The 21,896-nt window shown below is 74.1% G+C and carries 18 protein-coding genes; 7 read left to right on the forward strand and 11 right to left on the reverse strand.

The genetic code is table 11. The features are described 5' to 3' along the window. Window positions 1-246 precede the first annotated feature (246 nt). The 8 genes from OG553_RS00180 to OG553_RS00215 are packed head-to-tail and all read right to left on the reverse strand — an operon-like array spanning window position 247 to window position 9,659. Window positions 247-1,455: a hypothetical protein gene (locus OG553_RS00180; RefSeq protein ID WP_405976932.1), complete on the reverse strand. Its 1,209-nt coding sequence runs from the start codon at window positions 1,453-1,455 to the stop codon at window positions 247-249. A 4-nt stretch (window positions 1,456-1,459) separates the two neighbouring features. Continuing rightward, on the reverse strand, window positions 1,460-2,731 hold the full coding sequence (serS, locus tag OG553_RS00185) for a serine--tRNA ligase (protein ID WP_405976933.1): 1,272 nt from the start codon (window positions 2,729-2,731) through the stop codon (window positions 1,460-1,462). Between the two features lie 3 nt (window positions 2,732-2,734). Further along, a complete protein-coding gene (locus OG553_RS00190) occupies window positions 2,735-3,958 on the reverse strand; it encodes a glycosyltransferase (RefSeq protein WP_405976934.1) in 1,224 nt (407 codons plus the stop codon). Further along, window positions 3,955-5,493 (reverse strand): GMC oxidoreductase, encoded by a 1,539-nt coding sequence (locus tag OG553_RS00195; RefSeq protein WP_405976935.1) that lies wholly within the window; start codon window positions 5,491-5,493, stop codon window positions 3,955-3,957. Before OG553_RS00195 ends, OG553_RS00190 begins: the two co-directional genes overlap by 4 nt. Next, the gene (locus tag OG553_RS00200) at window positions 5,490-6,104 is read right to left on the reverse strand and encodes a histidine phosphatase family protein (RefSeq protein WP_405976936.1); all 615 of its coding nucleotides are present in this window, start codon (window positions 6,102-6,104) and stop codon (window positions 5,490-5,492) included. The genes OG553_RS00195 and OG553_RS00200 overlap by 4 nt, the downstream gene beginning before the upstream one ends. Next, window positions 6,101-7,276 carry a non-hydrolyzing UDP-N-acetylglucosamine 2-epimerase gene (gene wecB / locus OG553_RS00205; protein WP_405976937.1) on the reverse strand — a complete coding sequence of 392 codons (1,176 nt, stop codon included), beginning with the start codon at window positions 7,274-7,276 and terminating at the stop codon, window positions 6,101-6,103. The genes OG553_RS00200 and wecB overlap by 4 nt, the downstream gene beginning before the upstream one ends. Before the next feature lie 31 nt (window positions 7,277-7,307). Then, window positions 7,308-8,420, reverse strand: coding sequence for a hypothetical protein (locus OG553_RS00210; RefSeq protein ID WP_405976938.1), 1,113 nt, complete (start codon window positions 8,418-8,420; stop codon window positions 7,308-7,310). Window positions 8,421-8,447: 27 nt separating this feature from the next. Next, window positions 8,448-9,659 carry a methionine adenosyltransferase gene (locus OG553_RS00215; protein WP_405976939.1) on the reverse strand — a complete coding sequence of 404 codons (1,212 nt, stop codon included), beginning with the start codon at window positions 9,657-9,659 and terminating at the stop codon, window positions 8,448-8,450. Between the two features lie 290 nt (window positions 9,660-9,949). Between OG553_RS00215 and OG553_RS00220 the strand changes: the two genes are divergently transcribed. Further along, a complete protein-coding gene (locus tag OG553_RS00220) occupies window positions 9,950-11,044 on the forward strand; it encodes a hypothetical protein (protein WP_405976940.1) in 1,095 nt (364 codons plus the stop codon). An 83-nt stretch (window positions 11,045-11,127) separates the two neighbouring features. Here OG553_RS00220 and OG553_RS00225 read toward each other — a convergent pair whose 3' ends face one another. Together OG553_RS00225 and OG553_RS00230 are read right to left on the reverse strand one after the other, a co-directional pair. Continuing rightward, a complete protein-coding gene (locus OG553_RS00225) occupies window positions 11,128-11,934 on the reverse strand; it encodes a sulfotransferase family protein (RefSeq protein WP_405976941.1) in 807 nt (268 codons plus the stop codon). 72 nt (window positions 11,935-12,006) lie between these two features. Further along, window positions 12,007-12,825, reverse strand: coding sequence for a BTAD domain-containing putative transcriptional regulator (locus OG553_RS00230; RefSeq protein ID WP_405976942.1), 819 nt, complete (start codon window positions 12,823-12,825; stop codon window positions 12,007-12,009). A gap of 50 nt (window positions 12,826-12,875) precedes the next feature. Between OG553_RS00230 and OG553_RS00235 the strand changes: the two genes are divergently transcribed. The 6 genes from OG553_RS00235 (at window position 12,876) to OG553_RS00260 (ending at window position 21,578) form a co-directional block, all read left to right on the forward strand. Further along, complete coding sequence (locus OG553_RS00235) at window positions 12,876-13,811, forward strand: LLM class F420-dependent oxidoreductase (protein WP_405976943.1); 936 nt, start codon at window positions 12,876-12,878, stop codon at window positions 13,809-13,811. Between the two features lie 766 nt (window positions 13,812-14,577). Then, window positions 14,578-16,869, forward strand: a complete 2,292-nt coding sequence (locus tag OG553_RS00240; protein ID WP_405976944.1) for a peptidase domain-containing ABC transporter — start codon at window positions 14,578-14,580, stop codon at window positions 16,867-16,869. Beyond that, the gene (locus OG553_RS00245; protein ID WP_405976945.1) at window positions 16,857-18,188 is read left to right on the forward strand and encodes a condensation domain-containing protein; all 1,332 of its coding nucleotides are present in this window, start codon (window positions 16,857-16,859) and stop codon (window positions 18,186-18,188) included. Before OG553_RS00240 ends, OG553_RS00245 begins: the two co-directional genes overlap by 13 nt. A 47-nt stretch (window positions 18,189-18,235) precedes the next feature. Further along, window positions 18,236-18,475, forward strand: a complete 240-nt coding sequence (locus OG553_RS00250) for a phosphopantetheine-binding protein (protein WP_405976946.1) — start codon at window positions 18,236-18,238, stop codon at window positions 18,473-18,475. Beyond that, a complete protein-coding gene (locus OG553_RS00255; RefSeq protein WP_405976947.1) occupies window positions 18,472-19,872 on the forward strand; it encodes a class I adenylate-forming enzyme family protein in 1,401 nt (466 codons plus the stop codon). Before OG553_RS00250 ends, OG553_RS00255 begins: the two co-directional genes overlap by 4 nt. Before the next feature lie 83 nt (window positions 19,873-19,955). After that, complete coding sequence (locus OG553_RS00260; RefSeq protein WP_405976948.1) at window positions 19,956-21,578, forward strand: AMP-binding protein; 1,623 nt, start codon at window positions 19,956-19,958, stop codon at window positions 21,576-21,578. A gap of 28 nt (window positions 21,579-21,606) precedes the next feature. On the opposite strand, the gene OG553_RS00265 is transcribed toward OG553_RS00260, so the two are convergent. After that, on the reverse strand, window positions 21,607-21,888 hold the full coding sequence (locus OG553_RS00265) for a response regulator transcription factor (RefSeq protein WP_405976949.1): 282 nt from the start codon (window positions 21,886-21,888) through the stop codon (window positions 21,607-21,609). Window positions 21,889-21,896: the final 8 nt, after the last annotated feature.

Raw genomic sequence — 21,896 nt, forward strand, 5'->3', positions numbered from 1 at the left:
GCACAGTCCCGAGTGGGCGGGGCCGGGCCGGCGGTCCCGGCGGCGCGGGACCTGGCGGCCGGGCCGAGGGGGTGTCTTGTGGATCAAGCCGGATCAGGGAGCGGCGTCTGGTGCCGTGCATCGCAAGGCCGAGGAGGGAGTCAACGCGGAGCGTTGGCGACCGACGAGAACGCGGCGAGGCGCGGTGCCAGACGCCGCGAGCCCGGCTTGATCCACAAGACACCCCCTAGAGGGGTGGAGCGGGGGTCAGCTCGCCACGGTCAGGGCGTCGACCGCCCGGCGCACGGCCGGGCGGCCGCCGGAGCGGGCGGCGAGCAGTTCGGCTGCCTCGGCGAAGGGCAGCCGGACCGGGGGTTCCGGCTGCTGGAGGGCCCGGGCGAGCTGTGCGGTGGCGCGGCGTTCGACCGCCGCGACGGCCAGTTCCACGGCCTCGGCGTCGCCGACGGCGGCGGGCGGGGTGAACTGGCGCCAGAACCGTACGGCGTGCTCCAGCGCGCTGGGCAGGTTCACGCCGGCCAGGAAGGGAACGGCGAGTTCGTCGGCGAGCTGCCGTACGTACCGGCGCGGGCCCCGGCTGCCCGGGGTCACCCCGGAGAGGGACAGCAGGGCGAGGGTGCGGACCCGGTCGTTGACCACGCCGCCGGGCAGCCCTCCGGCCGACTCGCCGGAGGGCAGGAAGACCGGTGCGAGCATGGCGTGGTAGGAGTCGGTGCGGGGCGCCGTCCAGGCGATCCGTTCGAAGGCGAACCCGCAGTCGATGACGGTGAGTTCGCGTCCGGCCGTGTCCTCCACCGTGCCGTACCAGTTGATCTCGCCGATCTCCAGGCCGCCGCTGTTGAGGTCGGCGCGGAGGCCCGCGTACGGGCCGTAGGCGCAGCTTTCGTCGGACAGGGCGACGGTGGTGTCCCGGGCGGTGACCCCGACCGCGGAGAGGCAGTCGAGCCAGAGGTCCAGGTGGTCGGCGAGCCGGTCGATCAGGGCGGGCCCGCCGACCTCCAGTGAGGAGAGGTTGACGAACGACGAGGAGACGGCTTCCTCCCGTCCGGCGACGGGCAGGTACCGCCACCGCACGCACGGCTGGGCCAGGACCATGGGCCCGGACGGCGCGGGAGCGCCCTGGTGCACCACCGGGTCGAGGTACTGCAGCGCGGAGACCACCAGGTCGGTGTCGCGCGCGGTTCCGCGCAGCCCGGGCATGGCGAAGGGGGTCAGGCCCCGCGTCTCCAGGACACGCCGGATCCGGGTCCACTGGGCGGCCGGGCCGGGGTGCGGTGCGCCCGCCGGCGCGGTGGCGGGGGTGGTGCCGGGGCACCAGTCGCTGCCGCAGACCGGGCTGCCCTTGCCGTAGTAGGAGCGTCCGCAGGACGGGCAGGCGGTGAGCCGCCAGCCGTTCGGCAGGAGGTAGCCGGCGAGGGCCCGGTGGAAGGGGGTGTCCGTCGGGTTCGTCGTCGTCATGGCGTCACCGGACGGCCGGGCGCTGCCCGCCGGCGGGACGGACGGCGATGACCTCGGTGCCCAGGTAGGGCACGAGGAGATCCGGTACGCGCACGGAGCCGTCCTCCTGCTGGTGGTTCTCCATGATGGCGATGATGAGGCGGTCGCAGAATCCGGTCGCCGAGATGGTGTGCGGGAAGCCCTTCTCCTCGCCCACCTTGTAGCGGATCCGGCCGCGCCGGGTCTGGAAGTCGCCCATGTTGGTGTTGGACGTGGTCTCCCGGTAGCGCTCCTGGAAGGGCAGCCATGCCTCGGTGTCGTACTTGATGCGGCCGGGTGCGCCGAGGTCCTTGGAACCGGTCAGGACCACCTGGTAGGGGATGCCGAGCTCGCGCATCAGCCATTCCTCGTTGTCCAGGCAGAGCTGGTGGTACTTCTCGCTGTCGTCGGGGTGGCAGTAGACCAGCTGCTCCAGCTTGTGGAACTGGTGGACGCGCAGGATGCCCGCGGTGTCGCGTCCGTAGCTGCCGGCTTCGGTGCGGAAGCACATCGAGTCGCCGAGGTACAGCAGGGGCAGTTCGGTGAGGGTCTCGCCGATGTGCATGCCGAGGAGCGACTGCTCGCTGGTGCCGATCAGGGACAGGTCGCCGTCGTTGACGGTGAAGTTGTCCTTGTCCTGGAAGGGCAGGTAACCGGAGGCGAAGAGGGTCTCACGTCGGGCCAGGTAGGGCGGGGAGACCAGTTCGAAGCCCTGGGCGCGGGCACGCTTGACGAAGAGGTCGGTGAGCGCGTAGCGCATCTGGACCGCCTCGTTCATCAGCAGGTAGAAGCGGGAGCCGGCGACGTTGACACCGCGGGGGATGTCGATGGTCGCGGTGAGGCGGCCGATCTCCTCGTGGGAGCGGGGGGCGAAGTCGAACGTGGTGGGTTCGCCGACGGTGCGGACGACGACGTTCTTCTCCTCGCCGCCGACGGGGACGCGCGGGTCGAGCATGTTGGGCAGCCAGGAGACGAGCTCCTGGAGCCGGCTCGCGACCTCTTCGAGCTCCTGTTCCAGGCGGGCCCGCTCGGCCTTGAGCTCGTTGGCCTTGCGGCGGTGCTCGTCCTGGTCGGTGGTGTTCTTCCACTCGCGGCCGAGGACGGCCACCTGGTGGCGGGTGTCCTCCAGCCGGGCGAGTATCCCCCGGCGCTCACGGTCGAGGGCGGTGATCCGCTCGATGTCGACGTCGTATCCCCGGCGCGCGCAGTTCTCGGCCACCTCGTCCGGATTCTGCAGAATGAATTTGAGATCGATCATGGTTCACCCTTTGACGATGTTCTGTGGTGTTGCGCTCACCATGGCGAGAAAGCGCTGGTAGGCGGTGACTTCAGCCTCTGCCACGACGCCCCACGAACAGTATCGTGCGGCGAACTTCCTGGCCGCTGAGCTTTTCTGGCGTAGCGTCACCTCGTCGAGCAGCTCGTCGGCGGCCGCGGCGAGGGCGGTGGTGTCGCCGTAGGGCAGGGCGCGGACGGCGGTGGTGTCGCCGTAGACGGCGCGGGCGAAGGGTACGTCCCAGCAGACGGCCGGCAGTCCGCAGGCGAGTGCTTCCAGGAGGCAGAGCGAGAAGGTGTCGGCGGATCTCGACGGGTAGCAGAAGACCTTGGCGGAGCTGAGCGCCCGGTACTTCTCGGGGCCGGTCAGCCAGCCGGTGAGGTCGACGGCGCCGCGCAGCCCGTACCGTTCGACGGTGCGGCGGAAGCGCCTTTCGACACGCGGCTGTTCGAAGGATCCGATCACCAGCATCCGGGCGCCGGGCCGGACGGCGCGTAGCCGCCGCAGGGCCGCGAGTGCGTCGAAGAGCCCTTTGCCCTCGGTGAGTTTGGCCATGAAGGCCAGGTCGTAGACCCGCCCGGGGGCCTGGGCGCCTTCGATGGCGGGCAGGTCGATGGCGTAGCCGGGGACGGCTCGGACGCTGGGCGCGGTGGGGAAGTAGCCGTCGAGGTAGTGCTCGACGGTCTCGTTGATCACCACGCGGGGCAGGGTGCGCATCAGCGGGGCCTGGTGGGCGTGGGTGAGCAGGTAGCGCAGTGCGTGGCCGCGGCGCTCGGCGAGGACGCGGCGCACGAGGTCCCTGCTGAAGGAGCGGGAGGGCCGGGGAAGCGCGTCGAGGAAGGGTACCGAGTGCGGCATGACCAGGAAGGGCGTACCGAGCCGGGCCAGGACCGCGGGCAGGGCGTGCATGAGATCCCAGATCTCCCGGTAGAGCACCACCAGGTCGGGCTGTTCCCGGCGGACGGCGGCCTCGATCACGGCGAGGAGCCCGGGCAGGTCCCGTACCCGCCAGCCGTCCAGGGCGAAGGGGGCCGGGTGGGCGGTGACACCGGCGGCGGCGATGGCGTCGGCGCAGAACGGGTCGGGCTCCCCCAGGACCACCAGGGAGACCTCGGCGCGGTGGCTGAGCTCGGGCAGGACGTGGGCCAGCCGGGTGACCGGGCCGCGCCCGGTCTCCACGCGGGCATCGCTGATCAGCAGCACTTTCATGGTGCCGCTCCTTCCAGTTCGCCGGCCCGGGTCGCGTCGGCCAGCCGGTCGGCGGCGCGGGCGGCGAGGGCCATGATGGTCAGGGCGGGGTTCTGCCACCCCGCGGTGGGGAAGCAGGCGCCGTCCGTGACGAGCACGTTGGGCACCCGCCAGAGCCGGTGGCCGGCGTCGACGACGCTGTGGGCGGGGTCGGTGCCCATGGCGGCGCCGCCGAGCTCGTGGACGGAGGATCCGGGGGGCAGCGGCCGGTCGTTGACGTCGAGGACGGTGAAGCCGGCGGCCCGGGCCATCGCGGTCATCTCGGTGGCCTGGTCGAGGGCCATCGCCCGTTCGCCCGGTCCGTACACGAGCCGGATCCGGGCCTGCGGGACGCCCCAGGCGTCGGTCCGGTCGGCGAGGGTGATCCGGTTGTCGGGGTGCGGCAGCACTTCGCCGCTGGCCCACATGCGGAACGGGGTGCCCCCGGCCGATGCCCAGGCGGCGCTGCCGCTGTTCTTGGGCAGCACCTCGGGGGCGAAGACGTTGATGCCGTAGCCGCCGGGGAACGGCCGGGTCGCGTCGCCGAAGTCGGGGATGTGGCAGACGGGGACGAACCCGGGGCCGGGCAGCGGGCGGGGCGGCCCCTCCAGCCCGGGGACGAGGCCGCTGACGCAGACCCCGGCGGTGTGGTCGAGCAGGTACCGGCCGAGCTGGTCGGTGTGGTTGCCCAGGCCGTCGGGGTGGTGGCGGGTACGGGTGTTGAGCAGGATACGGACCGATTCGACGGCGGAGGCGCACAGGAGGACGGCTGCCGCCCGCTGCCGGTGGGTGCGTCCGGTGCGGCGGTCGACGAAGACCACGCCCTCGGCGCGGCGGCCCCGGTCGTCGAGCTCCAGGCGGGTGACCACGGCGTCGGGGCGCAGCCGGGCCCGTCCGGTGGCGAGGGCCGCCGACAGCACCGATCCGGCCTCGGCGACGGCGGTGCGGCTGGTGATGACCTGCCGTCCGGGCCAGCGGGCGGCGACCGCTTCGGCGAGCCGCCGCTCGCCCCGGGTGAGCGGACGGCGGCGGACGGCGGCGGACGGCGGGGCGGCGGGGGTGGGCTCGCCGCCGCCGGTCACCCGCAGGAACTCCTCGACGCGGGTGTAGTACGGGGCGAGGTCGCGGTGACGGACCGGCCAGGCGCGGTGGTGGGGGGCGTCGGGGGCGGTCCCGGCGAACTCGCGGTCGGACATCCGCAGGCTGACTCCGGCCCACAGCAGCATGCGTCCGCCGGCCTGGCGGCCGCGGAACCAGTGGAACGGTGCGTCGGGGGGCGTCTGGTAGGGGTTGTCGAGGTCGTCGACGAAGAGGTGGCTGTTGGCCTGTTCGTACGCCGAGCAGCGGGACTGCACGGGCTGGCGCGCGCCCGTGTGGGCGGCTCGGTCGACCCGGTGGTCGCCGGCCAGCAGCGGCCCGGCTTCCAGCACCAGGACCCGCAGCCCCCGTTCGGCGAGGGTCTTGGCGGCCCAGCCGCCGGCCGCGCCGGATCCGACCACGATCACGTCGTAGGTCATCGTGCGGCGGCCTCCGCCCGGGCGGGGGCGAGCATCCTGTGCCCCTCGGCGACCAGCCGGATCAGCTGGTCGTCGGTCAGCACCAGGGGTTCGAGGTAGGGGGCCTCGGGCAGGGCGTGGCCGTCCGCGGACCCCTGCGGGCCGGTCAGGCAGCGGGCCACCGAGCCCAGCAGGCCGTGGGCGACGACCAGCCGGGGGCCGGGGAGGGCGAGGCAGTCGAGCAGCCCGTCCAGCATGCGTGCGACGGCGTCGCGCCAGGACTCCTCGCCGCCGGGGGGTACGGCGCCGCGGCCCGCGTCGCGCAGCCAGGTGCCGTAGGCGAGCCAGGGGCCGCCTTCGAAGGAGCCGTAGCCGATCTCGTTCAGCCGGTGGTCGGCGTCGAGGGGCACCGTCCGGCCGGCCAGCAGGGCGTGCGCGGTCTGGCGGGTGCGGGTGAAGCCGCTGGTGCGGCAGGAGACCACCCCGGCCAGCCAGCCGGGCCGGTAGGCGCGGCTGGCGGCCAGTCCCGCCGCGTCGAGGGGCACGTCCGCCCGGAGGGAGCCGTTGACCAGGTGGCGGGCGCTGTAGGAGGTCTGCGCGTGCCGGATCAGGTAGGTGGTGTCGGGGTTCACCGGTAGCTCCCTTCGGTGGCCGGCGTGAGGTGGTACTCGGGGACGGGCCCGTCGGTGAGGCCGAGGAGCCGGGCGACGGCGGCGGCGCAGCGCGGGGCGGCCCGGCCGTCGCCGTACGGTCCGACGGCGGCGGCCATCGCCTCGTGGAGCTGCCGGTCGGTCCAGAGCAGCTCGATCTCGGTGCGCACCCGGTCGGGGTCTGTACCGACCAGGCGGGCGCCGCCCGCGGTTACGGCCTCCTGGCGCTCCGTCACGTCCCGCAGGACCAGGAGGGGTTTGCCGAGGCCGGTGCATTCCTCCTGGACGCCGCCGGAGTCGGTGACGACGAGGTGGGCGCGCCGGATCAGCCGCAGGAAGGTCGGGTAGGGCTGCGGGGGCACGGTCAGGACGTTGGGGCGGTCGCGCAGGACGGGCAGCAGCATCGCCCGGACGGCGGGGTTGGCGTGCAGGCAGGCGACGACCAGCATGTCCGGGTGCCGGTCGGCGGTCTCGGCCACCGCTCCGGCGATGTGCCGCAGGGGGTCGCCCCAGGACTCGCGGCGGTGGACGGTCAGCAGCAGTACCCGGCGCGGGTCGTCGTCCAGGACGGTGAGCCGGGGGTCGTGCCAGCCGTCGGCCCGGGCGAGGGTGTCGCGCATCGCGTCGATGACGGTGTTGCCGGTGACCACGACGGTCGCCGGGTCGACGCCCTCGGCGAGCAGGTTCTGCCGGGCGTGCGGGGTCGGTGCCAGGTGGAGGTTGGCGGCGAGCGCGGTGACCCGCCGGTTGAACTCCTCCGGGTAGGGGGCCCAACGGTTGCCGGAGCGCAGTCCGGCCTCCACGTGGACCAGCGGCACCCTGCGGTAGAACGCGGCCAGGCTCGCCCCGAGGGTGGTGGTGGTGTCGCCGTGCGCGACCACCGCGTCCGGGGCGATCCGTTCGAGGGCCCGGTCCAGTCCTCCGAGCACGGCGCCGGTCAGCTCGGCGAGGCTGTGGCTGGTCCGCTTCACGCCCAGGTCGAGGTCGGGGCGGATACCGAAGCCGGGCAGGACCTGGTCGAGGAGTTCCCGGTGCTGTCCGGTCGAGATGACGACCGGGCGGAACCGGGGGTCTTCGCGGAACTCCCGGATGAGCGGGGCCAGTTTGATCGCTTCGGGTCTGGTCCCGAGGACGACGGCGACGCGCTGTTGCACTGTTGCTTTCCTTTACTGTCGGGTCCCCGGCTCAGACCAGCAGGCGGATCCATGCGTCGGGGACCGGGCGGCCCGCCGTGATCCGGGCGTGGAAGGCCAGGGCCTGGTGGGCGAACATGGCGCACCAGGTGTTGCCGTACGCGGCGCCGTCGTCGAAGGGCAGCGCGCCGTCCGGGCCGATCCGGTCCGCCAGCAGGGCGGCCAGCCGGTCCAGGGCGGCGCGCCCGGCGCCGTCCAGTTCGCCGCGGCCGGCCAGGACGCAGCCGATCCGCAGCAGTTGGGCCACCACGTCGCTGCGGACGCGGCTGTCGGGCCGGCCCGCGTATTCGCGGGGTACGCCGTCGGGCTGCGCGGCCAGCCGGAGGTAGCCGGGCAGCAGTTCCCCGGAGTGCTCCCGGTGTCCGGCGGCCTCCGCCTGGAGAAGGCCCTCCAGGGCGTAGAGCCCGGGGTGGCTCATGGCGGGCAGCCGCGCCGCGAGTCCGGGGGCGTGGCGGGCGACGGTCTCCCGGGCGGCCGCCAGGACCGTGGGGGCGTGACCGGGTCCGGCCAGGGCCAGGACGCCGCCCGCGGCCTTGAGCAGGTGCGGGCCGGAGGTGGTGGACCAGCGCTCGGGCAGCGGGGCGGCGCCGGGGTGCGGGCGAGCGCCGAGCCAGGAGCCGTCGGGGGCGCGCATCGCGTCGAGCAGGTCGGCGGTGCGGGCCAGCAGGGCCGCGGTGCCGGGGCCCGGGGCGGCGGCGGCCCCGCGGTGGACCATGCCGAGGTCGAAGGTGAACCGGGCGTGGTTGCGCCAGTCGGCGGCCGCTTCGGGGGTGGCGGTGAGGTGGCAGCGGGTCCGCGGGCCGTCCGGGCGGCCGAGCTCGCCGGTCAGCCAGCGGACGGTGGCCTCGCGGGCTGCGGCGGTCGGGGCGGCGTCGGCGGTCCGGGCGGGGTCGGCGGGGGTGGTGTCGGCGGGGGTGGTGTCCGGGTGCGGGTCCTGGTCCGTCGCGGTCAGGAAGGCCAGCCAGGTCAGGTAGTAGCCGGCGATCTCGGGATAGACGTAAGCGGCGGTCCCGGTATCGCCCATCACCCCGCCCGCGTGCGGGCCTTCGGCGAGCCGGGGGTGGTCGAGGAGCCAGGCGCGCAGCCTGGCGGAGGGGGTGCTCATGGGTGTCCTCGCTTCGGTCGGGGCGGCTCAGTAGAGCCGGACCCGCGCGGCCAGGAGGTCCTCGGTGATCTCGGTGATGTCCGCCAGCTCGGACTTCACCATGACCTCGACGAGGTTGGGGTCGACCGGGCCCTCGTGCGCGACGGTCACCTCCCACGGGTCGCTCAGCTCACGGCCGGCCTGCCCGACCACCCAGACCTGGAACGCGGTGCCGTGCTCGGCGGCGAGCGCGTCGGCGATCCGCTGGGCGGCCACGGTGTAGATCTTGCCGGTGTGGTAGACCGGGTTCTTCCCGGCGACGCCCTCCATGGTGTACGGACGGGCAGTGGCGATCAGGCCGTTGGCCCGGTTGCCGCGGCCGACCAGGCCCTCGTCGCCGCTCTCGATGGAGGAGCCGGTGGCGGTCAGGTAGAGCTCGGGGATCGCCGGGTTGTCGCGGGTGTTGGTGTGCAGGGTGATGTCGCGGCCGGGCAGCAACCGCTCGGCCAGCTCGGTGATCAGCCGGCGGGCGGTGGCGATGTTGGCCAGGTAGGTGTCCAGGTCGGGCACTTCGTCGGCGATCTGCGGCAGACAGGTGGTGATGTCGACGGTGAGGCCGTTGCGCACCGCGAGGACCTTGATGTCGGTGCCGAGCCAGGGCAGGTCGTTGTTCTCGTGCAGCTCCCGCTCGACCGCGAGCACGAACTCCTCGAGCGGGCTGTACGGGGCGTAGGCGGTGCCGATGGAGGTGTCGTTGCAGACCAGGTGCTGGAGCTCGCGCAGGTCGGAGAGGTCGCGCGGGGAGAACCAGTGGCGGCGGTAGGACTCCTTGTCGGTGCTGGCGTCGACCTGGCCGGGGCTGCTGCCGCTGCTGAGGTTCCACAGGAAGGTGAGGTCCTGGGTGGGGTCGATCTTGGGCAGCCGCTCACCGAGGAACTGCCGGGTGGTCTCGACGATCAGCTCCTCGACGGGGATCTCGCGGTCGCCGAAGCGGTGGGAGGCCCGGCCGTTGACCAGGACGCGGATCGGCGAGGTCATCCGTCCGCTGCCGAAGTCGACCTCGCTGCGGCCGCCGAGCAGGCCGACCTTGTCGAAGTTGTGGTGCAGGACCGCCCCGAACTCCTCGCGGGTGTAGTTCGAGTAGGCCACCGACAGCGCCTCCGCGAGCCCGTCGGACAGCGAGTCGGGGTGTCCTGTGCCCTTGCGCTCGATGACCTCGAAATCGGCGGCCGGCGGCACCTCTGAAATGTTGAAACGCATGTCGGTCTCCTGTGTTTGCGACTTTCGGACCGCGCTTCGATGCCCGGTCCGTATGCCATTGAATTCTTCACGGAGAACCGCATCGGATGTCAATTCCCGAGCGCTCGAGTATGCCGGGAATATACCGCCCTCGAAATATGGCGCACATATACCACGACTCATATACCGGAACTGTTCCGACGCCTTCTAGCATCGCCGGTATGAATGATTCTCTCGTTCCGCCGGTTGTCACTCCGGAAAGCCGGAGGGACCCGTACCCGCTCTTCCGTCAATTGCGCGAGCATGCGCCGGTGCACTTCGACGGGGCCACCTCCTCCTGGTACGTCAGCCGCTACGCCGACGTGGCCGCGCTGCTGCTCGACCCGCGGCTCGGCGCGCACGACTTCCCGGAGTGGATCCACACGCTCCCCGAGCCCGGCCGGTCCGCGATCGTGCCGGTCGAGGAGCATCTGGCGCGCTGGCCGGTCTTCTCCGACCGCCCCGCCCAGCTCCGGCTGCGGCGGCTGCTCCAGCCCGCGCTGACCCGTGCGGCCGCCGGCAAACTGGAGCCGGAGATCGCCGGCGCGGCCCGGCGGCTCGCGGCGGCACTGCCCGCCGGGCCGGCCGACCTGCTGGCCGGCTTCGCCCGCCCGGCCGCCCGGTGGACCGTGGCGCGGCTGCTGGGCCTGCCGGAGGAGGCCGGGCGGCAGCTGGAGGAGTGGTCGGACCCGCTGATCGACTACGTGGGCACCCCCGGGATGGACCTGCCGGCGGCGCTCCGCGCGGCCCCGGCCGTCACCGCGCTGACCGGCTTCGTCCACGAGGAGCTGTTGCCCGGGGCCTCGACCCCGGTCGCCCGGGCGCTGGCCGGGGCCGTACGGCATCCGGAGGTCGAACCGGAGGACGTGGTCGCGATGGTCGCCCAGCTGGTCACCGGCGGTATCGAGCCGACGGCGACGGCCACCTGTGTGGCGGCGCTGCGGGCGGCCGGCCCGGGGGGCGGGCCGCAGGGCGCCGAAGCCGGGGTCGAGGAGGCGCTGCGGGCCGATCCGCCGTTCCAGATCGCGGTACGGGAGGCGAAGACCTCGTTCGACTACCTGGGCCACCGTTTCACCGAGGGCCAGCGGGTGGTGCTGCTGCTGGCCTCGGCCGGGCAGGACGACTCCGTCCCCCGGGGCGGCGGCTGTCCGGTGACCGGTGCGGGGCGCGGCGGCCCGTCGCACCTGGCCTTCGGCCGGGGCCGCCATTACTGCCTGGGCGCCCCGCTGGCGCGGCTGCATCTGCGGGCCGCGCTGTCGGCGCTGTACGAAGCGGGGGTCCCGGCCCGGATCGACGGGGCGGCGGTGGTGCGCGGCGAGTTCTTCGGCCTGGCCGCCTACCGGGCCGTGCCGCTGCGGGCCCGGTGACCGCGCCGCAGGGCCGGCCCGCGCCGATCGCGGGCCCGCGCCCCGTCACGGGGCGCGGCGCGGCGGGCGTCCGGCGGCGTGCTTCAGTCGTGGTAGCCGAAGCGGCTCAGGTTGTCGCGCATCAGGAAGGTCGACAGCAGCCGCTCGGCGGGCTTCATCTCCTTGCGCCAGCGGCCGGTCTTGCCCGGGTTGAACGGCTGGCGGTAGAGCTGCTCGGTGAAGTACGCCCCCTCGAGGGCGACTCCGGTCTCGTGCTCGGTGATCGTCTCCGGGTGGTGCTGGCGTTCCTCCACGCTCAGGCCGAGGAACCGGAACAGCCGCTGCAGTTCCGGCTCGGGGTCGGAGACCAGCTTCTCGAACTCCACCAGGTGCACCCGGTCGCGCAGTTCGGGGCGGGAGGTCAGGGCGAAGTACTGCTCGGCGCTGGCGTTCCAGTAGCGGCAGACGTTCAGCAGGGTGTCCGGTTCGGGGTTGCGCTCGCCGAGCTGCCGGTAGCGGCGGTTGACGTCCTGGTGGGAGAGCAGGACGTCGCGCCCGTCCCGGACGACGGTGACGAAGACGGCGTCCGGCCAGAGCGTCAGCAGGGTCTCGGCGACGGCGAGGTTGCTGGGGGTCTTCTCGGAGACGAAGGCGGCGCCCGGCTTGCGGGCCGCGACGCCGGTGAAGAAGCCCTCGTAGAACTGCTTGAAGGAGTCGGCGAGCCCGGCGGCGTCGTAGTAGTAGGACTGCCGGGCGAGCCGCCAGGGGACGTTCATGTCCCGGTAGGTCCGAAAGAGCGTGGCCGTGTGGTCGAACTCCGGGCCGCCGGCGATCGCGGAGTGGCTGACCAGCAGCTTCTGGACGAGCGAGGTGCCGGAGCGGGCCGAGCCGCCGACGAAGATGAACCGCATGTGTCTGCTCCTGTCTCAGGGGACGGGTGGGTGGGGCAGTGGAAGGGGAAGGGGGAGGCGCGGTGCGCTGGTTCAGCGGGAGGCCGACAGGACGGCACGGTGGTGGCCGCTGTGCCGGGAGGCCGGGACGGCCGGCGCCGGGTGGGCGCGTACCGTGTCGGCCAGGATCCGGTCGTGGAGTTCCCGCAGCTCGCGGCAGGGCTCGATGCCCAGGTCGTCGACCAGCAGGCGGTAGCCGCTGCGGTAGACCCCCAGGGCGGCCGCGCGGTCCCCGGACCGGCTGAAGGCCAGCATCAGCTGGAAGCGGAACCGCTCCTGCCGCGGATGGGCGGCGACCAGGCGGTGCAGTTCGGGGAGGATCTCCCGGTGCCGGCCGGTGTCCAGCCGGGCCTGGAAGTAGTCCTCGTGCAGCAGCAGCCGCAGTTCCTCCAGGCAGCGGACCTCCGCGGCCAGCGTGGCCGAGCCGGCCAGCGCCGCGAGGGGACGGCCGCGCCACAGCCGCAGCGCTTCGCGGAACAGCCGGGCGGCCTGCTCGGGGTCGTCCGCCCGGCGGGCGGTCCGGCCGTCCCGGGCCAGGCTGCGGGCCCGCGCGAGGTCCAGTTCGGCGGGCTCGGCGGCCAGGAGGTAGCCCCGGCCGACGGTCTGGAGCCGCCGGCCGGGTTCGGCCGCGGCCAACACCCGGCGCAGGCGTCCGATGTAGAGGTGGATGTTCTTCACCGCGGAGGCCGGCGGGCGGTCGCCCCACAGCGCGTCCACGATCTCGTCGACCGTCACCTGGCGGTTGGCTTGCAGCAGCAGGTGGGCGAGCAGCATCTGCTGCTTGGTGCCGCCGAGCGCCAGTTCGGTGCCTTCGTGCACCGCGGTCAGCGGCCCCAGGAGGGTGAAGTGCATTGCTGTTTTCCGTTCTTCGGTGTTCTGCGAAAGGCAGGTCGGGTCCCGGCATGAGGACGTTCACGGATTTCCGGATCTTCGTGGAGCCCCAGGAGGGCGCCTCGTACGAGACGCAGCTGCGGTTCGCCCTGGCGGCGCAGGAGCTGGGCTTCGACGGGTTCTTCCGTTCCGACCACTACCTGCGGATGGGCGGCGGGGACGGGCTGCCGGGGCCGACCGACGCCTGGACGACGCTGGCAGGGCTGGCCCGGGAGACGGAACGCATCCGGCTCGGCACGCTGATGACCTCGGCGACCTTCCGGCTGCCGGGGGTGCTGGCGGTCCAGGCGGCCCAGGCCGACGCGATGAGCGGCGGCCGGATCGAGCTGGGGCTCGGGGCCGGCTGGTACGAGGAGGAGCACCGGGCTTACGGGATCCCCTTCCCGGGGCGGCGCTTCGACCGGCTGGAGGAGCAACTGGCGGTGATCACCGGGATATGGGCGACGCCGCCGGGCGGGACCTTCGACTTCGCCGGGGAGCACTACCGGCTGGAGGGCTGTCCGGGACTGCCCAAGCCGGTGCAGGAACGGCTGCCCTTGATCATCGGCGGGACGGGGGCGCGGCGCACCCCCGCGCTGGCGGCGCGCTACGCGGCCGAGTTCAACGTGCCGTTCGTCTCGGTGGCGCGCACGCGGGAGCTGGGAGAACGGGCCCGGGAGGCGGCCGCCGGAATCGGGCGGACGCCGGGTGACCTGCTCTGCTCGAACGCGGTGTTCACCTGCGTGGGGCGCGGCGGCGGTGAGTTCGCCCGGCGGGCGGAGCGGACCGGCCGCGATGTGGCTGCGCTGCGGGCGGACGGGCTGGTCGGCTCGCCCGCCGAGGTGGTCGAGCGGATCGGCCGGTTCCAGGAGGCCGGCTCGCGCCGCTTCTACCTCCAGCTCGCCGACCTCGACGACCTGGACCACCTGGAGCTGATCGCTTCCGAGGTGGTCCCGCAGCTCGGCTGAACGTCGCACGGCCCTGCCCTTTCCCCTGGTCCCTCGGCACCGGGGGGCTGGCCGCCCGGGCTGGGTCTCATCGTGGAACGGGGCGGGCGGGGGCGGACAGTCACGGGTCGACGCCTCCCCTGGTCCCGTGACCGGGCGACCGGGACGGGACGAGGGGGGCGGGACGGGGCGCGGCGGAGCGGGCGCGGCGGCCGCGGGAGGTACGGGCCCGGCCCGCGGAGAAAGGGATTCTCCGCGGGTCCGGGTCTTTTCCGGTAAAGGATCCCGCACGCGTGCGCAGCCGCGCGTACGAGGGCTCCGGGGCGCCTCGCCGAAATGCTACCGATTACCCTCCCGCAATCCGGCCACGGATGTGGAAAATATACCGTGAATATGGCGAGGAGCCCTCTTTTCCGGGTGTTCCGTCCGGTTTTGCGTGCCTATGGAGAGGGATTCTGGCGAGGTCCCTGAAATCCGTGATTGAAAGTGCGGAAGACATCTCCCTATTGTTTGGTCATCGGCAGGCGCCGGGGATCATCCCGAAAAGCGCAGGAGCCGGATTACCGAATGGAGAAAATCATGGAGAAGGTCATGGAGACCCAGGTGGACATCGTTGCCCTGTCCGACGAGGAGCTGGACGACATCGTCGGCGGCACCCTCTCGGTGAGCGCCGGCTGCGTCTCCTAATCACCGCGCAGTGAGCCGTCGTGGGCCGGGGGCTTCCCCCCGGCCCACGCGGCCGTCGTCGTCTCGCGGGCAGGAGTCCGCCAGGCAGGAGGCAGGAGCCATGACCGACCGACCGCGCTTCCGGACCGAGGCGCTCGACCACCACCAGAGCCGGGACGGCCTCGGGCCGCCCGTCGGCGCCGGCGCGCCGGTCCGCCGGTCCGCCGGGTGGGCCGAACGGGCCGCTCTGCTGCGCGCACGGCTGCGCGCCGGCAGGCGTCTCGCGCGCGTACCCGTGTGCTTCCAGACCCAGGTCAGCGACTGCGGTCCGGCCGCCCTGGTGATGGCCCTGCGCCACCACGGCATCGAGGCGGAGCTCGACACCGTCCGCGCCCGCGCCGACTCCGGCCGCAACGGGGCCTCGGCCCGTACCCTGCTGGACGTCGCCCGCAGCTTCGGCCTCCAGGGCCGCGGGGTCAGGGCCGAGCTGGACGGGCTGGCGCACCTGGCGGCGGGCACCATCCTCTTCTGGAACTTCAACCACTTCGTGGTCCTGGAGTCCGCCGCCAAGGACCACGTCGACGTCATCGACCCGGCCTTCGGGCGGCGCCGGCTCAGCCGGGCCTCGGTCGCCGAGTCCTTCACCGGTGTGGCCCTGGAGTTCGAGCCGCCGCTCGCCGCCGCCCGTGCCGCGCGGGCCGGGCGCGGCGGCGCCGACCGCTTCGGTCCGTGGGGACAGTTGCGCCGCTTCCTGCCGCGCGGCCGGGAGCTGTACCGGCTGGCCGCCGTGTCGGCGGGGCTGATGGCCTTCGAGCTCGTCCTGCCCCTGACCACCGGCTACCTGGTCGAGAACATCGAGCCCGGCGGCCCCGCGGGCCGGCTGGGGATCGCGGCGGCGGGCCTGGGGCTGCTCGTGCTGCTCTTCCTCGTGCTCCAGCTGGTCCGTTCCTTCCTCGTCACCCGGCGGCAGGCGGTGGTCGACAAGCAGTTGACCTGGGGCGTGGTCGAGCACCTGGCCTCGCTGCCCTACGACTGGTTCACCGTCCGGAGCTCCGGCGACCTCGCGATGCGGGTCCGCACCAGTACGGCGCTGAACCAGGTGCTCGGCCTCGGTGCCGTCGGCGCCGTCTTCGACAGTCTGCTGATCGTCATCTACCTGATCGCGATCGTCTTCGCCAACCCCGTACTCGCCTGCCTGGTGATCCTGCTGACGGGGTTCCAGGCCGCCCTCATGGCGGCCACCTGGCGCCGGCAGACCTCGATGAGCCAGGAAGTGCTGGAACGGCAGACGAAGGCGCAGACCGAACTGGTCGAACTGCTGGAGAGCATCACCACCCTCAAGGCGAGCGGGGTGGAGGGCAAGGCCGCCGAGCGCTGGTCGCACTCCCTGGTCCGCGAGGTCAACAAACGGCTGGCGGCCCGCCGCAGCCTGGCCGTCTCCACCTCGCTCAGCCGCACCCTGCAGTTCGGCGCCCCGGTGGCGGTCGTCCTGGCCGGGGCCTGGCGGGTGCTGGACGGGCATGACTCGCTGGGCTCCGCGCTCGCCTTCATGGCCCTGACCATCGGCCTGTTCGCCCCGCTGGGCGGCATGTTCGAGGCGGCCTCCCAGCTCGCCGCGATCCGGCCGACCCTGGCCCGTCTGGACGACGTACTGCGGTCCGCGCCCGAACCGCGCGGCGTGCTGGCCGGGACCGGCGTCCACGAGCCGGGCCGGATCACCGCCGAGGACGTCGCGTTCCGTTACCCGGGGGCCCGTCGCCCCACCCTCAGCGGGATCACGCTGAAGACCTCCCCCGGCGAGTTCGTCGCCGTCATCGGCCGCTCGGGCTCGGGCAAGTCCACCCTCGGCATGCTGCTCGCCGGACTCCACCTGCCCACCTCCGGCGCCCTCACGGTCGACGGCGTCGACCTCGCCGCACTCGACCGGCCCACCTACCGGGCTCAGATCGGCTACGTCAACCAGAACGCCCACCTCTTCGGCGGATCCATCCGCGACAACATCACCTTCGGGGCCGAGGACATCGACGCCGCCGAGCTGGTCGAGGCCGTCCGGCTGGCGCACGTGCACGAGGAGATCGAAGCCCTGCCGATGGGCTACAACACCCTGGTCGGCCCGGGCGGGCACGGCCTGTCCGGCGGCCAGCGGCAGCGGATCGTGCTGGCCCGGGCGCTGGCCCGCAAGCCGCGGCTGCTCATCCTCGACGAGGCGACCAGCGCGCTCGATCCGGCGCTGGAGCAGGAGATCCTCGACGGCCTGCTCGCCGCCGGCGTCACCGTCGTCGTCATCGCCCACCGGCTCACCGTGCTGGACCGCGCCGACCAGGTCCTCGTGCTGCGCGACGGCCGGATCGTGGAAGCCGGCACACCCGCCGAGCTGGCGGGCTCGGGAGGGGAGTACCTGTGCCTGTCCTGAACGGACCGACCGGGCCCGTACCGCTCACCTTCGAGCAGGAGCGCTACCTCGCCAAGACCCGGGCGGGCGGCTGGACGACGAAGAACGTCCGGCTGTCGTACGAGATCCTCGGCCCCTTCGACGCGGAGCTCTTCACCGAGGCGGTCCGCGCCTTCGTCGCCCGCCACGACGCGCTGCGGCTGCGCCTGGCCGAGGACGGCGCCGGCGGGTGGGCCCAGCAGGCGCACCCGCTCGGCGACGGCGAGACGGTGGTGGAGCGGCAGGCCGTCACGGCGGCCTCCGCCGAGCAGTTCTCCCGCTACGCCTCGGCCGTGCTCTCCCGCGACTTCGTCCACCCCTGGGACGGTGAGCGGCGTCCCTTCGCGCTGCGGCTGCTGCGCCGGGACGCCGGCCACCACGCGTTCCTCGCGAACTTCCCCAACCTCGTCTTCGACGGCCGCGCCCACCAGTTGTTCGCCTCGGAGATCTGGCGCGACTACCGGGCGCTGCTGCGCGGCGAGCCTGCGGCGTACGACGCGCCGTCCTTCGCCGCCGCCGCGCTCGGCCAGCGCACGCGCACCGGCCCGCTGCTGCTCGAACGGGCCCGGGACAGCTGGCGGGAACGGCTCGGCGAGGCCGTCCGCAGCCCCTGGGAGCGCCCGTCGGGGGCGGTGGCCACGGAGGACGGCAGCTGCCGGGCGGAGCTGTCCGGGCCGGCCGTCGAGGCCCTGCGGGCCGCCTGCGAGCGGGAGCGCTGCACGCCCTTGCAGCGGGTGGTGGCCGCGTTCGTGCGGGCGCTCGCCCGGCAGGCCGGGCAGCGCCGGGTGGCGCTGTGGACGTCCATGGACTCGCGGCTCAGCCGGCAGCAGGACGTGGTCGGCATGTTCGCCGCCTCCTGCCCGCTGGTGGTGCGCGAACCCGGCGCCGCGCCGGAGGCCGTGCTGGGCACGGTACGGGGACAGCTGCTGGAGGCGCTGCGCCACCAGAGGGTGACCTCGGCGGACGTGGCCGCGCTGACCGCGGAGGCGGAGGCCGGGGCGGGGCGCCCGTACGGGCGGGACATCGTGCTGAATCTGCGCCACTTCGGCGGCCCGTCGGGCCGGACCGCGCAGGACGGGGCCCTCGGGATCACCCCCGACGCCTACCCGCTGCGCCGAATCACCTTCGACAACCCGGCCGCGCTCCATCTGCGCTGCGACGAACACCGGGACCGGATCGTCCTCGACCTGCTGTACGACGGCGGGCGGGTCGGCCGCCCGCTGGCGCGGGCCGTACTCGACGGGCTGGTCCACGGCCTGGTCCGGGGCGCGGCCCCCTCCCCCCGCGGGCCGCGGTCGTGACGACCGCCCCGCGCCGACCCCTTCCGACCGAACCCCCTGGAGACACCGTGCCCGAAACCGTGCTGGAGCTGGTCCTGGCCGCCGCGAGCGAGGTCTTCGCGTGCCCGGCCCGCGCCGAGGACGACTTCTTCGCCCTCGGCGGCGACTCGATCGCGGCCGTCGAACTCGCGGTCCGCCTGGAGGAGGGGCTGGAAGTGGCGGTGGAGACCGAACTGATCGTGGACTCGGCCGACTTCGCCGCACTGGCGGCGGTGCTGGCCGCCGCCCGCGCGGGAGGCGGGCGGTGAGGCCGTACCTGTGGAGCCCCTGGGAGAGCGCCGCGGCCGACCCCGGCCGGATCGCCGTGATCGCCGACGGGGAGTCCCGGACCTTCGGTGAACTGGTGGCGCGGGCCGACGCCTTCGCGGGCGGCCTGCGCGCCACGGGGCCGGCGGACGGGGCGGTGGTCTCCACCGACCTGCCCGCCGGCCCGGACTTCTTCGCCCTGGCGCTCGCCGCGCTGCGCCACGGCTACGGGCTGTTCCCGGTCCACCCGTGGCTGTTCGACTCCCCCGTGGCCGCCGGCCTGCTGTCCCGCATGGCCGCCGCGGTGCACGTCTCGGGCCGCGCTCCGGCCGGGCTGCCCTGCCCGGTGGTGGGCCCGGACGAGCTGGCGCGGGCGGCTGCCCCCGGTCCCCCGGGCAGCGGGGCCTCCCCGGGGGCGGGCGCCCGTGTTCCTCCGCGGGCCGGGTACCTGGCGTTCACCACCTCCGGGACCACCGGGGAGCCGCAGGCGGTGCCCCGGCCACGGCCGCCGCGTCCTTACAAGGGAGTCGTGGTCGACCGGCGCGGCGGGGCCGGGCCGGACCGTGGACCGCACCTGATGAGCAATCCGGCGTACCACCTCGGCACACTGGGCCCCGCGCTGCACGCCCTTCAGGCGGGAAGTGCCGTGGTCGTGCAGCGCGACTGGTCCCCCGGGCTCTTCGCCTCCCTCATGGACCTGCACCGGCCGGACAGCCTCTTCCTCGGCCCCGACCGGATGCTGGAAGTGGTCGAGGCGCGGATCGCCCCCCGGCACCGGCCGGCGGTGGTCTTCCACGGCGGGGACGCTTGCCCGCCCGCCGTCAAACGGGAGGCCATCGAGCTGTTCGGGCCGGTGCTCCACGAGTACTACGGCACCTCACACGGCGTCATCACCGAGATCACCACGGAGGAGTGGCTGCGCCACCCCGGTTCGGTGGGCCGCCCGCTCCCCGGCATCACGGTGCGGATCCTCCGGGACGGCCGCCCGGTGGCGGCGGGCGAGCCGGGCGAGATCACCGTCCGGCTGCGGGCCGCCGACGAGGGCACGGTCGTCCCCACCGGTGACATCGGCTTCCTCGACCCGGAGGGCTACCTCACCGTCCTGGGGCGGGCCGAGCGGCCGGAACTGATGGGCCGGGCCCGGCTCGAACACGAGATCCGGCTCCTCCCCGGCGTCTTCGACGCGGCGGTGGTGGGCGGGCCGGTGCCCGTCTGCTTCGTCGAGACCCGGCGCGGCCACGGGGCCGACCCGGCGCCGGCCGTCCGCGCGGCGGCGGCCCGGCTCGGGCTCGGCGTCCCGGTGGTGCGGTGCCACGCGTACGGGACGCTGCCCCGGACCCCGAGCGGCAAGATCCGCCGCGTCGGGCTGGCGGACGGCGCGTCCGGGGGCCACGCATGAGGCCGGACGGGCTGTCTGACGGGCTGTCATTTGACGGGGCGCCGGACGGTGCCTCGCCGTGGGCCGGTGTGCCGGATCCGGACGTGCCGGCGGAGACCGTGCGGGCCCGCGTACGCCGGCATGCCCGGGAACGCCCCGGGGCGGTGGCGGTGACCGTGCTGAGCGACGGGCGGACCACGGAGCAGCTGACCTACGGGCAGCTGGACGCGCTCGCCGACCGCGCGGGGGCGGCCCTGCGGGCGGCCGGGGCGCGGACCGGGGACCGGGTGGTCCTGGTGCTGCCGAACGGCGGGGCCTTCCCGGCCGCTCTGGTGGCGGCCGTCGGAGCCGGTCTGGTGTGCGTACCCGCCCCGGCACCGGACGCGTCCCGCGGAGACGCCGCGCGGGAACGGCTGCTCGGGGTAGTCGCGGACTGCCGGCCCGCGCTGGTCGTCACGCTCGCCCGCTGGACGCGGGAACTGCGGGCCCTGCTCGGGCCGTCCGGACCGCCCTGCCTGGCCTGGGAGGACCTGGCCGCGCACGCCGCGGACGGGCCGGTGGGCGAAGCCCGTACGGAGTTCGCCTTCCTCCAGTACACCTCCGGCTCGACCGGCCGCCCCAAGGGGGTCGGCGTCACCCACGAGGCGGTGCTTGCCAGTTGTGCGCAGGCGGCCCGGGTGTACGGGGAGCGCCCGGCGGACGTGGCGGTCACCTGGGTGCCGCTCCACCACGACATGGGCCTCGTCACCGGCGTGCTGCGGCCGCTCTTCGGCGGGTACCGGTCGGTGCTGCTGACCCCGCGCGAGTTCGTCCGCTCGCCCGGCTCCTGGCTGGCCGCCGTCACCGCACACCGGGGCACGCTGTCCAGCGCACCGGACTTCGCGTACGAGCTGTGCCTGCGCCGGATCCCGGCGGCGGAGCTGGGCGGATTCGACCTCTCGTCCTGGCGGGTGGCCCGCAACGCGGGCGAGGTGGTGCGGGCGGCCACGGCCGAGCGGTTCGAGGCCCGGTTCGCCCCTGCGGGCCTGCGCCCCGGCACGCTCTGCCCCTCCTACGGGATGGCGGAGGCCACCCTGACCGTCACCGCCTGCACGCCCGACGTGCCCGCCGTGACACTGCGGGCCGACCGGGAGCTGTACGCGCGGGGCACGGTGGCGCCCGCCCGGCCCGGGGCGGAGGCCGTCCGGCTGCTGTCCAGTGGCGTCCCCGTGCCCGGGACGCGGGTGCGGATCCGTGCCGCCGGGGCGGGGCAGGTGGGAGAGGTCTTCGTACGCGGGCCCCAGCTGTTCACGGGCTACTGGCCCAAGCAGCGCGCCCCGGGCTGGCACCGGACCGGCGACCTGGGGTTCCTGCACCGGGGGCACCTGTTCGTGGTCGGCCGCGCGGACGACGTCCTGGTGCACCGGGGGCGGAACTTCCACCCGGCGGACGTCCAGGCCGTGTGCGCCGGGGTGCCGGGGCTGCGGGCCGGGCGGTGCGTGGTGTTCCTCGTCCCGGACGCCGGGTCCGGCCGGGTGTGCCTGGTGGCCGAGACCGGCGGTACGTCCGATCCGCAGGCGCGCCCGGCCGGGGAGGTCCGGCGGCGGCTGGCGCGCTCGCTCGGACTGTACGTCTCGGAGGTGGTGCTGCTGCCCCCGGGCGGCCTTCCGGTGACCACGAGCGGGAAGGTCCGGACGGCCGAGACCGCCCGCCGCCACCGGCTGGGGCTGCTCCCGGTCGCGCGGTGAGCCCGGCCGTGATCCGTCGGCGCACCCGTCAGAGCCCGGTGCCGGGGGCGGCGGCTGCCGTGGTCGGTTCGGGGTGGGCCGGGGCCGGGCCGCAGGAGGAGAATCCGAGGCGGGTGGCCAGGACGGCGAGTTGGGTGCGGTTGGTGGTGCCGGTCTTGCCGCGCAGGCGCCGGACGTACGTGTCGACGGTGTGCGGGCTCAGGCCCAGCCGACGGGCGATGGCCTGGTACGTGTCCCCGTCGGGCAGCTGGGAGAGGATCTCCCGCTCGCGCGGGGTGAACGAGTGGGCAAGGGCGGTTTCGTGCGACATGGCGGGCT

This window comes from Streptomyces sp. NBC_00158 (assembly GCF_045160885.1).
Classification (GTDB): domain Bacteria; phylum Actinomycetota; class Actinomycetes; order Streptomycetales; family Streptomycetaceae; genus Streptomyces.